The organism is Shewanella sp. YLB-07, from assembly GCF_009377275.1.
Genome location: NZ_VOQB01000020.1, coordinates 20,293 through 34,461 on the forward strand (window position 1 = coordinate 20,293; position 14,169 = coordinate 34,461).

Here is a 14,169-nt window from a genome sequence, read left to right on the forward strand (position 1 = left end):
GATACTCTTGTTATCACCTATCCTTGATTGTTTGTAGCTGTGAATGTTTATACATTTTCAATATATAAACGGGATTATTATCACGGTATCCTTACCACAACTTCTTCCTTAGGCAATGGCCGACTCATGTCTAACTGTTTACTCGCAATCCGGGTAATTCGACTATGTTCAGACTGAGATTGCTCTTCGAGCAATAGATTTCGCCATTCGATATCTAACCTATCTCTTTCCTGCCACATCTGATCCCATTGGCTGATATATTTACGGCTCACATAGCTTGTATATACAATGGTGATCGCGTTACCAACCACTGCCGCCGCAAGCAGTAATACCCACTTATGATGCCAAAGATCGAGTAAGACGATTCGAGTCAGATTAAGCTGAGCTTGCCCCATATCAGCACTCCCTGCTACGCATGCTTATATCCAATGAGCCAGGTATTAGCATTTGCTTCCACACCCATTATCAATACTCTAATCTCTCTGCGACTCGCAAAACAGAACTACGGGCTCTCTTGTTTATCTCAACTTCTTCGGTAGAAGGCTTGGTCGCCTTACCAATGCCCTTCAACAAACGCGTTTTATCGAGTTCGGCCTCTGTGATCGGTAAGCCATGGGGAACACTTTTCCCTCGGGTATGGCGACGGATAAAGCGTTTCACCATCCTATCTTCGAGAGAATGGAAGCTGATCACCGATAAACGTCCCTGAGGTGCCAGCACGACAAGTGCGCCCTCTAATGCCTGGTCGATCTGCTCTAATTCACTATTGATGTAGATGCGTATGGCCTGAAATACTCGTGTGGCTGGATGCTTATTGCGTTCCTTACTCTTACAGATCCTAGCGATAAGGTCCGCCAGTTCCTTGGTTCTCAAGAAAGGAGTCTTTTCACGATCTGCCACAATACAACGCGCGATATGACGAGAATTCTTCTCTTCACCATAGGTTTTAAATACCCAAGCCATATCTTCAATTTCGGCGCGGGCGATCCACTCTGCAGCGGTTTCCCCCTGAGAGTTATCCATACGCATATCTAGTGGACCATCTCTTAAGAAACTGAATCCACGCTCAGCATCGTCCAGTTGGGGTGATGAAACACCAAAATCGAGCAATACACCATCTATCTTGCCCTTCAAGCCAAGATCTTCAACATAAGTAGCCAGTTGACCAAAACCACCATGCACTATGCTGAACCTGTTATCGTCGGCAAACTGCTTAGCAGCCTCAATGGCTTGTGGATCTCTGTCTATAGCAATTAAACGACCATTCTCACCTAAGTGCTTCAACACTTCACGAGAATGCCCGCCTCTGCCAAAGGTGCCATCGATATAGATGCCATCTTGTTTTATGTTCAGGCCTGCAACCGTTTCAGAAAGCAGTACTGATAAATGTGAAAATTCTTGGCTCATTAGTATCTTCTATCTATTTTTGCGTCACTGATCACAGTGAGAAATCGGCAAGACGTTCATTGTTGGCGAACTCTTCGCTACGAATCGTCTCTCGGCTTTGCTCTATCTGCTGCTGCCATGCAGCCTCATCCCAGAGCTCAAATTTGTTTAACTGACCCACTAACATTGCGTGTTTATCTAAATTCGCATATTGACGTAACGGCAGAGGAAGTAATAACCTACCGTTACCATCTAGCTCACACTCGTGTGCATAGCCTAATAGCAATCTTTTCATAGCTCGTTCAGAAGCTTGGGTATCGGAAAGCAGAAGCAGTTTTGCTTCAATCTTGTTCCATTCATCTAATGGATACAGCAGAAGACATGATGATTGAAAATCAACAGTAATCACTAACTGACCATGATATTCGGCACGTAATGGCTCACGGTAACGCTTAGGGATAGCGATCCGGCCTTTTGTATCAAGGTTTATAGCACTCGCACCACGAAACACGTTAGTTTGTCCTTGCTGTCAGTAAATGATCCACATATATCCACAAATTCCCACAATTGCTAATTCTAGAGACAGAACACAAGACTTGTCAAGAGCACCACCTATTTAAAAATCCAGTACTCAAGCGGGTTAGCAGCATGTTTAAAAAATGATTGAGTTGACGAAACTAGATGGAGGAAAGTGGATCTAGAACCCTAAAGAGTTGAAAAAACAGACAGAAGAGGAAACTAATGTCGAATACTAGAGGTGAAAAGTGGTAGGAAATCCCAGAAATATTCGACTCAGTTGGAAATTGAGCGTTCCGATTCGATTTTATGAGCGCTATTTACATCGTATCTCATCAAAATACTTATGAATGAAGAAGCTCAGATAAACAAAGATTAATCATTGGTCTATTATGTAAGAACCAACTTTAACACTTAAGCATGACTAAATATCGAGCAGAAACTGCCGATAGTACTAAGTAGGAGTACTTAACAGGAGATATCATGGTTGGTTTAGATAGCCTTTATGCCATGCTTGCACGCCCCATTCAGCTAAGCATTAAACGTAAACGCTTGATGGTCGAGGAAGCTGACAATAGCGCGAGTATTGCTGCCGACGATCATGAGACCCCACAATCGGAGCAGTCGAGTCTTGAACGACGACAATCACAGGAAGATAGACGTGAAGGTCTATTTCGTGGTGATCGCCGCAGTGACTCTGAAAAAAATGAAGCAAGTGAAAGAGAACGTAAAACAAGCAGAGATCTCGCCGAACATGAAGCGGTGAACTCACCACTCCCCAGAATTGATATCGATATTTAATCAGCCCCCATAGCTAATAACAGCAAGATCATTTTCAGCTAGGCCTTGGTTGACGTAACTTGAGAAACAGCCTCTTTCCAACCGAGGTAAAGACTCTCTCTAGCCTCGGCAGAAATATCAGGACTAAAGGATTTATCTAAGTTTGCTTTATGTTTCAGCTCAGCCGTAGACTGCCAAAACCCCACAGCCAAACCAGCCAAAAAAGCAGCTCCCATTGCCGTAGTCTCGGTGACGACCGGACGATGCACCTCTACGTTGCTTATGTCTGCCTGAAACTGCATTAAAAAGTCATTAGCAACGGCGCCACCATCGACGTTAAGCTGTTTTAACATAACTCCACTGTCTTTAGTCATCGCCTCGAGAAGATCGCGGCTCTGATAGGCTATAGCCTCTAGTGCGGCTCTGATAATGTGATTACGATTGGAGCCTCGTGTTAAACCGACTAAGGCACCACGCGCATTTGGCTCCCAATAAGGCGCACCTAAACCGACAAAAGCGGGGACCAAATAAACACCATTGGTATCTGCTACTTTAGAAGCGAAGTATTCGGTATCCTGGACATCACGAATAAGGCCAAGCTCATCTCTGAGCCATTGAATAGTCGCCCCCCCCATAAACACGGCTCCCTCCAGGGCATAATTGACTTCCCCCTTGGCACCTATGGCTATAGTGGTTAACAAGCCATGTTGAGATCGCACCGCCTGTTTACCGGTATTCATCAGCAGAAAACAGCCAGTGCCATAGGTATTCTTGGCCATGCCCTCATCGATACAGAGCTGACCAAACAAGGCCGATTGCTGATCACCTGCAATTCCTGCAATATCTATCTCCCCACCTTCCCCTGCAATTCTTGTCTTACCATAGATACAAGTAGATGGTTTAACCTCGGGTAATAGAGAGCTGGGTATATCGAGTGCTTTGAGTAACTTTTGATCCCATTGCTGAGTATGAATATTAAATAGTAAGGTGCGACTCGCATTCGTCGGATCTGTGACGTGAACCTTGCCCTCGGTCAACTTCCACACCAGCCAGGTATCGATAGTGCCGAACAGGAGCTCGCCTTTTTCCGCCCGAGCTCTGACACCGGGAACATTATCTAATATCCACTTTATTTTAGTGCCTGAAAAATAGGGATCCAAGAGAAGCCCGGTAGACTCGCGTACATATTCTTCTAAGCCTTGTAACTTGAGCTCATCACAGATACTACTACTACGACGGCATTGCCAAACAATGGCGTTGTATACCGGCTTACCTGTTTTTCTATCCCATATGATCGTAGTTTCACGTTGATTAGTTATGCCAATGGCGGCCACTTCATCACTATGAATATCGGCTCTGGCGAGCACTTCGATCAGGGTCGAACTTTGGGATGCCCATATTTCCATAGGATCATGCTCAACCCAGCCCGCTTGAGGGTATACTTGAGTAAATTCGCGCTGAGACATGGCAACAATATTGGCATCATGATCAAATACGATAGCTCTTGAGCTCGTGGTCCCCTGATCTAACGCAATCACATATTTCTTGGTCACAACTTTTTCCTATTGTTGGCTAGTATTTCTCAATCATAACCATACAGGTTATTGCTGAGTCTCCTGTAACACTCCTATTTCGGGTTCCACTATTGTTTCTGGTTCCACAGTATTCGCTGACTCGGGCTCTTCAGCATTGGCTTCCACCGTGATTTCATCACAGGCATGAGCTGGCAGATACCAAAACTCGGCCAACTTGCCATTTTTAATATGGAAATTGCCGATGCTGCACTGACTCAGTTGCTCACCATCATTGTCCCAGGTCACCCTTTCCACAGTACTGACATAATTGCCCGAATCGATCATCTGAAGAATAGTGGCATTAGCATCTTTCAATGTCTCAAAGTAATCCGCCATCGCGGCCGCAAACTCTTTCTGGCTAGAGGTTTCGACCTCAACCTTGGTCCCGGTAACATGCATCCAACGAACATCATCTGTAGTGTATTGCAGCATCTGTTTGACATCATGGCTGTTGTAGGCTGCGATAAATCCTTCGACAATCTCAGTAGAGGTCTGATTGGCCATTGCGGTAAAAGGAAGTAAAGACAGGGTCGCCGCAAGTAGATAGGGCTTCATATCACACCTCTTGTTTGGTAGTTGCCGATCTAAAATAGATCACAGATTAAGTTCATCGTATTAGATGAATATAATCTTATGAAGTTCATTTTACTAACAAAATATAGTCAAATACGACAGAAACGACAATGCCCCACATAAGTGAGGCATTGTTATCCAGCTTTAGGTAAGCCTTTAGTGCTACATCGAGTCACTGAACTGAATATAAACTAACCCGATTAGCCAGACATAGCCCACAGCTTCACAACTAAGCTAAGTGGATTATAGCTTGTAACTTAATTGCATACCGACTAACCAGACATCGCCAACAGCTTCACCATCGAAGTTCACCTGAGCCAGATCCATTAGATTCATCGACTCATTGATCGGTGCATCACCGTAAGCCTTAATATAAGTCACAGCAAAATCTACAGTCAGATTTTCAGAGGCTTGATAACCGGCACCGACACTGAGCCACAAACGATCAGAATCCGGAATAGTCATGGTGCGATATTCATCATCCACTGCGGTATTATCGTAGGCGATACCCGTGCGTAAAAGCCATTCGTTATCTAACTGATATGTAGAGCCCAATGCGAAGCGCCAGTTATCCTTAAAATTCTCTTCTTTAACAAGATCTGACTCCAATCCACCCACAGGCTTAACGTCACCCGGGAAATAAGCGACTAATTCATCGAAGACACTCCATTGCGTCCAGTTAACACTGGCATGCATGGCCCAGTTGTCACTGAGTTGGTGATAAGAAGCCAGCTCAGCAAATGCTGGTAACTCCAGTGGCAAGTTTCCTTCAATATCGACATCTTGCCCGCCAGTATAAAGCAGACCCGAAGCCGAGCCCTCAAGTTCTAGCTCAACACCGCTGTGATAGGCGAAACCCAGACGATGTGCAGGATTTATCTGCCAGCTGGCGCCAACTTTCCAACCCATAGCAATATCGTCACCTTCCATGCTCTTAAGGCTGGTACCACCAGCTGGTAGAGCCTCTGCGACGTCTGCTGGCAGCGAAGGGTGAGCCTTCAATCCATCGATCCAGCCAGGAGCCGATGCGCCGATATTTCCCTCGCCGTATACGATTCTCAGTCCTGCACCGACACTGAATGCTTGATTGATCTTGTATGCAATATTGGGATTAAACTCGACAGTAGTCACCGAAGTCTCGCTGCCGAAGATGGCCGCCGCGTGATCGGCTGGTAACTCAGTCGTCAAACCGTAATTAGAGTTAATCGCCATCCCCCAGGTCCAGCTATCATTAATCTGACTAGAAAAATAAAAATTAGGTACCACAGCATTATCGGCAACATCTATGGCATCGGCATTCATCGTCATCGCCTGTGAGCCGAACAGCGGAGAAGCGATAGAGATATCACCAGTCACATCTACGTTTGGCATCACATAGATGCCACCTGCAGAGAAACTCGTCCCTTCAAGGTAGGTCAACATGGCAGGGTTACGTGCCTGAGTGGATGCATTATCGGCCATAGCCGCTTCACCGGCAAAAGCACGGCCCAGACCCGTGGCTGAGTACTCGGCTAATTGAAAACCTGCCGCCTGTACATGAGATACACTTCCCAGGAGCACCCCAGTCACGGCCAGAGATATTATGCGCTTGTTCATCATCTTAGTTTTTATTCCCATAATTATTATCTTTCTTAATCGACATCAGCTTTAGAGTAATAGCTCGATTTTTAGCATCTGGAGTGTACTTATGCAGAATATCTTTGCAAGCAAGAGAGATAATTCAGAGTAATTAACTGGATATGCCGAGGTATTCAGTATTTAGTAAGATGAAATGGCTATTTAAAACAGTCTGCAAGTCAACTATGACGAGACAGCGTCACCATTGGAGATGAATTTCATGGGGAGAATGTTATAAATAACCATATAAATCAATAGACAATGAAATTTATAGCGACTTACACACGTTAGCTTAAATAGAAATCTTCTGGTAGTTAAAATCACTAGAAGAAATAACAAAACCTTGAATCAGTTCACAGAAAAATAAAACAATCATATTTTCAATAGGATGGAGCTAGTTGGTTTCGATTTAAAACAAAAGCCGGATAAACACTTGTTCATCCGGCTCTAGATTCTTAACACTTAAGTACAAATGTACGCTTAAAAAATCTTACAGCTTCCAGCTTGGGAGTTTAGCTTCATAAGCCGCAATCTGATCGACATAACCTAAAGTCAAACCAATAGCATCCAAGCCATTTAGTAGGTTATGTCGAGCCGAAGTCTCAATCTCAAAACTAAATTTAGCCCCCGATGGAGATGTGACAGTTAAAGCCTCAAGATCGACTGTGATCTCGGCGCCCTCTTGTGCCTCAACCTCATCCATCAACTGCTGCACTTCGACATCAGTCAAACGCACCGGCAGTAGGCCATTGTTGATAGAGTTACCATAGAAAATATCGGCAAAGCTTGGTGCGATAATGGCGCGTAAACCAAAATCGGCTAACGCCCATGGGGCATGCTCACGGCTAGAACCACAGCCAAAATTTTCCTTAGTAAGGAGAACCGATGCGCCCTTATATCTGGGAAAGTTGAGGCTAAACTCTGGATTTGGCTGATCGCCAGCCTCGTCCAAATAACGCCAATCATGGAAGAGGTGTACACCAAAACCATCGCGAGTCACTTTAGACAGAAACTGCTTAGGGATGATCTGATCGGTATCGACATTAGCGCTATCGATCATGACCGAAAGCCCAGTGTGTGAGGTAAATGGATTCATTACTCTGTGCTCCTAGTAAGCTCTGTGAATAGCGACGACATCATCGGCTATAAAAAATTCATACATCTCGGTGCTCCTAGTAAGGTTTGCGAATATCGACGAAGTGACCAGCGATAGCCGCCGCTGCGGCCATGGCCGGGCTAACAAGGTGAGTACGACTACCTCGTCCCTGACGTCCCTCGAAATTACGATTACTGGTTGAGGCGCAACGATCGCCTGCCTCTAAACGATCATCGTTCATCGCTAAACACATAGAGCAACCCGGTAGACGCCACTCGAATCCCGCATCGATAAAGATCTTGTCCAGTCCTTCGGCCTCCGCCTGCTCTTTAACTAAACCTGATCCTGGTACTACAATCGCAATCACGCCATCGGCAACCTTACGGCCCTTAGCCTGTGCAGCCGCAGCACGTAGATCTTCGATACGAGAATTAGTACATGAACCGATAAAGGCCTTGTTGATACTAACATCAGTCATACTAGTCCCGGCTGAAAGCGCCACATACTTGAGCGCTTTTTCGATGCTGTGTCTAACCGTAGCGTTTTGCTCATCTGCTGGGTTTGGTACGACGCCATCGATGGCAACGACTTGTCCCGGATTTGTTCCCCATGTGAGCTGAGGCGCTATATCACCGGCCTCGAGCACAACTGTCGCATCAAAAACTGCATCTTCATCAGTTTTTAATTCGGCCCAATCCGCTACAGCTTGATCCCAAGCTTCGCCCTTGGGTGCAAATTCACGCCCCTTCATATATTCGACAGTGGTAGCATCCGGCGCAATCATTCCCGCCTTAGCCCCCATCTCAATGGCCATATTACACACAGTCATGCGACCTTCCATGGTTAGGGCTTCGATAGCCTCACCACAGAACTCAACGACATAACCCGTGCCGCCATCCATGCCAATCTTGCCTATGATGGCAAGCACGATATCTTTGGCTGTGATCCCGACAGCGACATGCCCACGCACCACAATCTTCATCGTCTTAGCTTTTAGCTGACGCAAGGTTTGCGTCGCCATCACGTGCTCAACTTCAGACGTGCCTATACCGAACGCCAGTGCACCAAATGCACCGTGAGTGGCGGTGTGAGAGTCACCACATACGATAACAGCGCCGGGTATGGTGATGCCAAGTTCAGGCCCCATCACATGCACTATACCTTGGTTCTTATGATGTATGTCATAGAGGCGCACACCAAACTCTTTACAGTTATCCTGCAGTGTTTCTACTTGGATTCGAGCCATAGGGCTCAAAGCATCCAGGCTTGCACTCTTAGTCGAGGTGTTATGATCCATGGTTGCGAAGGTTTTCTCTGGCGCGCGCATTTTGCGACCCGCGGCCCTCAAACCACTGAATGCCTGAGGTGATGTCACCTCATGGACCAAATGTCTGTCTACATAGATAAGCGGCGCTTCACCCTCATTCTCAACGACGATATGTGCATCCCATACCTTCTCGTATAAAGTCTTAGCCATGATCTACGCCTCCCCTACAGTTAATGCAATAACTGAGACAGTACAACCATCCCTCATACCATTCTCGTATAAAGTATTAGTCATATATTAAACCCCTTCGGCAACAGCTTGAGCAATATAATCACCCATCTGACTGGTAGATTTAGCCTGGCTACGCTCGCTTGCAGGCAGTAACTCACCAGTTAAGTAACCATCTCTCAGTGTCTTGCTCACGGCGGCTTCTATCGCTTGGGCAGCATCTTCGAGTTTCAGGCTATGACGCAAAAGCAAGGCGGCTGACAGAATTTGTGCCACCGGATTAGCGATTCCCTGACCGGCGATGTCCGGCGCACTGCCACCAGCAGGCTCGTACATGCCGAAACCTTCACTGTTCATGCTAATCGATGACAGCAGACCCATAGAACCGGTCAACATGGCAATCTCATCCGAGACGATGTCGCCGAACAGGTTAGAGCAGAGCATGACATCGAATTCATTTGGACGACGTAACAACTGCATGGTGGCGTTATCGATATAGATGTGTTCAAGTTCGACATCCGGGTAATCCTTAGCGACCTCTTCGACGACTTCACGCCAGAGTACACTGCAAGCCAAGACGTTAGCCTTATCGACCGAAGTCACTTTCTTGCGACGACCCTGGGCAGATTCGAATGCAATCTTAGCTATGCGCCTGATCTCTTTGCGGCTATATCTCATGGTATCGAATGCTTCTTCATTCTCGCCTTCGCCCTGACGACCCTTAGGCTTACCGAAATAGATACCGCCAGTTAATTCACGCACACAAAGAATATCGAAGCCCTTCTCTGAGATGTCGCTACGCAGTGGCGACATATGTTCGAGGCCCGTATGTAATTTAGCCGGACGCATATTGCAGAAAAGCTCGAAGTGTCCACGAAGAGGCAGTAGCGCGCCACGCTCAGGTTGATCGTTTGGCGGTAAGTGCTCCCACTTAGGACCGCCAACTGAACCAAACAGTACGGCATCGGCCGCTTCACAACCTTTTAGAGTCGCTTCTGGTAGAGGACAACCATGATTATCGATGGCCGCGCCCCCAACATCATATTCACTATATTCGATTGAGAGATCGAAACGCTTCTCGACCGCGGCCAGCACCTTGCGCGCCTCGGCCATCACTTCGGGTCCAATTCCATCTCCGGCTAATACAGCTACTTGATAACTCATACGACACTTACTCCCAACTCTTTAATTTTACTATTCGAATAATTGATAACTTTTTTATACGCCGCCTAACTCGCTACGCTTCTGCTGAATTTTCTCTTTACAATCGGCAACTTTATCTGCACGCCAAGTCAGGTTCATCACATGTATCAGCGCCTGAACCGAAGCTTCAACCACATCGGTCGCCAGCCCGACGCCATGGAAGCTCTGCTGCTGATAGCTCGCCTCAATATCTACCTGACCCAGGGCATCTTGTCCCTCACCCTTGGCGCTTAGCTTATAGCTGGTAATATTCACTTCACACTTGCTCGCACGGGCGATGGCATTATACGCAGCATCCACAGGACCGTTACCCGTGGCCGCCTCAGTGACAGTCTTGCCATCGATTTCAACTTTAACCGTCGCAGTTGCATTGCCTTGAGTAGAATCAGAATGGACCACCAGCTGCTGCAATTTATAATGCGCGTCCTCATCGACCTGAGCCTCAATAAAGACCAGTGCCTCTAGGTCATAATCAAATACCTGACCCTTCTTGTCTGCCAGCTCAACGAAGGAGTTATACAAGGTATCCATATCGTAATCGCTCTCGCCATAACCCATCTCGGCCATGCGATGCTTAATCACGTGACGTCCCGAGCGAGAAGTCATATTGAGATTATTACGGGGTAGCCCTATGCTCTCTGGCGTCATGATCTCATAGGTATTCTGTGACTTAAGCATGCCATCTTGATGAATACCCGATGAATGAGTGAATGCATTAGCACCGACTATCGCCTTATTTGCCTGTACCGGCATGTTACACAACTGGCTGACTAGGTTTGAAGTACGATGGATCTCTTTGGCATTGATGCCGGTTTCGAAACCAAGTTTTGCCTTACGGGTAGACAAGATCATGGCTATCTCTTCCAGAGAACAGTTACCCGCCCGCTCGCCGATGCCATTGACCGTACATTCGATCTGGCGTGCACCATGCTGCACAGCGGTGATCGAGTTAGCGACAGACATGCCTAAGTCATCGTGACAATGAACCGAGATCACCGCCTGATCTATGTTAGGAACCCGATTAAACAAGGTTTCTATGATGGAACCGAATTCGCTCGGTATGGTGTAACCTACGGTATCGGGAATATTAATTGTCCTGGCGCCCGCTTTAATCGCCTCTTCGACCATGCGACATAGGTTGTCGATAGGCGTGCGACCCGCATCTTCACAGGAGAACTCGACATCGTCGGTGAATCGTCGTGCATACTTGATGGCGCCAACCGCCATCTCTAATACCTGATCGAAAGAACGTTTCAGCTTACTTTCAACATGTATGGTCGAAGTGGAGATGAAAGTATGAATACGGAACTGTTCGGCAACCGACAGTGACTGAGCCGCTGCATCGATATCTTTTTCCAAAGCGCGAGACAGGGCACATACTCGGCTGTTTTTTATCGTACGGGCTATGGTCTGAACAGACTTAAAATCTCCCGGAGACGAAACAGGAAAACCCACCTCCATCACGTCAACACCCAGTCGTTCCAGAGATAGCGCTATCTGTAGCTTTTCCTTAACCGTTAAGCTTGCCGCCAAGGCTTGTTCGCCATCACGTAGGGTCGTATCAAAAATAATCACTCGGTTAGACATCTGGTTTCTCCGTGGAAGACCTAATTATTATTTGCGCTTAAAAACAAAAAACCCCGCGGTTGTTAGCGCGGGGTTTGTGAATGCTGTTTCTCTATCGAGTGTGCAACACTACATCCTCCGCGCAGGACCTGCGAGAATGAGAATGAGGAGGTTGAGTAATGCACGCTTTATATTCATCTGTCTTATTTATTCAATGTGCATAATTAATTATGCAGAAGTTAATACTCGATTTTGACGTTATTTTCGTAAAGAACGTTTAATTTTTAACGTGTGGCGGCTCCAGTGTCAACCCCATTCTTTTCATTTTCGCCTTATTAGACCAGAGAAAACACCTTTAAACCCTGACTATCTTTTCATTAACCCTATAATCTGCAGCCATTTACCTAAGATATCTCGATAAAAAGTCGATTTTGAAACAAATAGTTCTAAATCATACTCTGTTGTTTTTTAATACATCAAATTAGTTATAATGCCTGCCACATGGATTTCGAATAAGTAAACGGAGCTTCACCCAATGATCTTTCGTATCGTAGTGCTTTGCCTCACATTCTGGCTAGCGCCAGCATGGGCAAACATACAAGACAGACTCGATACGATCGACAGGCTCCTTTATCAATACCCTACTCAAGCCCTCAATGAGATCAACACCCTAGAAAACATTACCTCTCCCATCAAGCTTACCGAAACAGATAAATTAAGGCTCTCACTACTCAGATGTGAAACCTTCCTGCAACTAGGCGAAAATGAGGCAGCAATTAACGTTGCCCGCATGAATGAAGCTAAGGCGAAGATTCTCAAGCTAGATCAAGCGCGTCCTTACTTCCTCAACTGCATGGCTGCCGCATTCAATAACTATGGTGATTACCGACAGGCATTACCCATACTGGACAGCTCTGTCATGCTGTCCAGGGAGCTTAAACAACCTCAGTCCCTTGTAAACGGATTGAGACTTAGAGGTATAATAGATACTCAGATTGACAGCTATAGTAGCGCATTCGAAGATCTCGTTTTAGCCAGTGATATCTACTCCGATACCCGATCACAAGCTATCAATTGGGTACTGCCTCCAAAGATCAGTATCACACTAGCTATGAGCCAACTGCTAGCCAAAAACGGTAAGTTTAAACCCGCCTACCAGTTATTAGAAAAGGCCCTCGTTAGAGATGATCCCAAGGGTAAGGTGCTACTCACAGCCAGCATACAAGTGGCAAAGATGGCTCAGCTTAATCATGCTATATCCAGTGACCAACTGATTAAAGAGGCAAAAAATTTATTACCAGAACTCGAAACGGCTTTCGAGCTTGCCGTGAGTTACAAGGATATTGCTCAGCTAGAATATAGCAGAGAAAATTACAGTCGAGCGATTCAGCTATTGGAGATCAGTTTACATACCTTCATTAAACAAAAAAGCACCATAGAAAAATTACGAACCCAACGTCTACTTGCCCAAGTACTACTGACAAGCGGCAACCAGCCCAAAGCCATGACCCTGATGAACCAAGCCATAGCAACGGGTCTACAAACTTTTAAATATCATGAGTTAGTACTGTGCTATCAGGTATTGAGTGCCTATTACGTTGATCAGGGCAATTTCGAGCAGGCTTATCATTACCAAGTGCTCAAATTCGGTGCCGCAGAAAACACCTTTAACTTCATCAAAGATACGCGTTTACAGCAATTAAACACTCGTCTGAGCCGACAACAGATTGCACATTCTGCCATAGATAGACACAGTCCTATGCTAGGCAGTCAAGCTCAGTTTAAGAGTGAATATGTACTACTGACTCTATTCATCCTAGTGGCTCTTATGACCATAAGGCAGAGACTAAAATCAACTAAGCTCGCGCAAGCGCCAAAAATCTCCAGCTCACTCGAACAGAAAATAGATAAACTGATCGGCCACAGCAAACTTGTCGGTTTCCACTTGAGTCTTATTCTTATCGATTCCAGACATATTTTTCCTGCCGATCTACCTCTTTTGCATACACGACTGGAGAACCTCCTCAGAGAGCAAGACATAATCACAACGACTATCGATGAGGAGGTGGTGATCTTGTTACCTCATACACAGGAGAAAGGCACCTTAAAGATTATCGAACAGATAAAAACAGTGATGCAGCCACTACAGCAAGGTGATCGGGCTAATATTGGCTATTCAAAATTGCAACAACAGGACAGCCTCAAGTCTTTGATAAAACGAGCTAAGGTGAAACAGTTAATTTTGAAGAACAGGAAACAAGCAAGCCATAGCACAACAACTGTTTAGCTCCAGCTCTCCTAGCTATCAGCCAGCTAGTTAGTTAGTTAGTTAGTTAGTTAGTTAGTTAGTTAGTTAGTTAGCG

At 45.9% G+C, this 14,169-nt stretch carries 12 protein-coding genes; 2 read left to right on the forward strand and 10 right to left on the reverse strand.

Annotation, left to right across the window (positions count from 1 at the left end):
* Positions 1-80 precede the first annotated feature (80 nt).
* The 3 genes from ftsL to mraZ form a co-directional block, all read right to left on the reverse strand.
* Complete coding sequence (gene ftsL / locus FS373_RS28610) at positions 81-395, reverse strand: cell division protein FtsL (protein ID WP_144048416.1); 315 nt, start codon at positions 393-395, stop codon at positions 81-83.
* A 70-nt stretch (positions 396-465) separates the two neighbouring features.
* Positions 466-1,407, reverse strand: a complete 942-nt coding sequence (rsmH, locus tag FS373_RS28615) for a 16S rRNA (cytosine(1402)-N(4))-methyltransferase RsmH (protein WP_152831181.1) — start codon at positions 1,405-1,407, stop codon at positions 466-468.
* 31 nt (positions 1,408-1,438) lie between these two features.
* Complete coding sequence (gene mraZ / locus FS373_RS28620; RefSeq protein WP_144048418.1) at positions 1,439-1,897, reverse strand: division/cell wall cluster transcriptional repressor MraZ; 459 nt, start codon at positions 1,895-1,897, stop codon at positions 1,439-1,441.
* Between the two features lie 488 nt (positions 1,898-2,385).
* Here mraZ and FS373_RS28625 point away from each other — a divergent pair, with 488 nt between their 5' ends.
* Positions 2,386-2,703, forward strand: coding sequence for a hypothetical protein (locus FS373_RS28625; RefSeq protein ID WP_144048419.1), 318 nt, complete (start codon positions 2,386-2,388; stop codon positions 2,701-2,703).
* A gap of 38 nt (positions 2,704-2,741) precedes the next feature.
* Here FS373_RS28625 and glpK read toward each other — a convergent pair whose 3' ends face one another.
* The 7 genes from glpK to leuA all read right to left on the reverse strand — a co-directional run bounded on the left by glpK (position 2,742) and on the right by leuA (position 11,827).
* Positions 2,742-4,235 (reverse strand): glycerol kinase GlpK, encoded by a 1,494-nt coding sequence (gene glpK, locus FS373_RS28630; RefSeq protein WP_144048420.1) that lies wholly within the window; start codon positions 4,233-4,235, stop codon positions 2,742-2,744.
* Positions 4,236-4,283: 48 nt separating this feature from the next.
* Entirely contained in the window at positions 4,284-4,811 is a 528-nt protein-coding gene (locus tag FS373_RS28635; protein WP_144048421.1) for a nuclear transport factor 2 family protein, read from the reverse strand.
* Between the two features lie 261 nt (positions 4,812-5,072).
* Positions 5,073-6,425, reverse strand: a complete 1,353-nt coding sequence (locus FS373_RS28640) for an outer membrane protein transport protein (RefSeq protein ID WP_144049147.1) — start codon at positions 6,423-6,425, stop codon at positions 5,073-5,075.
* A 511-nt stretch (positions 6,426-6,936) separates the two neighbouring features.
* Entirely contained in the window at positions 6,937-7,542 is a 606-nt protein-coding gene (gene leuD / locus FS373_RS28645) for a 3-isopropylmalate dehydratase small subunit (protein ID WP_144048422.1), read from the reverse strand.
* Between the two features lie 76 nt (positions 7,543-7,618).
* A complete protein-coding gene (gene leuC / locus FS373_RS28650) occupies positions 7,619-9,019 on the reverse strand; it encodes a 3-isopropylmalate dehydratase large subunit (RefSeq protein WP_152831183.1) in 1,401 nt (466 codons plus the stop codon).
* Between the two features lie 87 nt (positions 9,020-9,106).
* Positions 9,107-10,201, reverse strand: coding sequence for a 3-isopropylmalate dehydrogenase (leuB, locus tag FS373_RS28655; RefSeq protein ID WP_144048424.1), 1,095 nt, complete (start codon positions 10,199-10,201; stop codon positions 9,107-9,109).
* 54 nt (positions 10,202-10,255) lie between these two features.
* Positions 10,256-11,827 (reverse strand): 2-isopropylmalate synthase, encoded by a 1,572-nt coding sequence (gene leuA, locus FS373_RS28660; RefSeq protein WP_144048425.1) that lies wholly within the window; start codon positions 11,825-11,827, stop codon positions 10,256-10,258.
* Positions 11,828-12,341: 514 nt separating this feature from the next.
* Here leuA and FS373_RS28665 point away from each other — a divergent pair.
* Entirely contained in the window at positions 12,342-14,093 is a 1,752-nt protein-coding gene (locus FS373_RS28665) for a histidine kinase (RefSeq protein WP_144048426.1), read from the forward strand.
* Positions 14,094-14,169 lie beyond the last annotated feature (76 nt).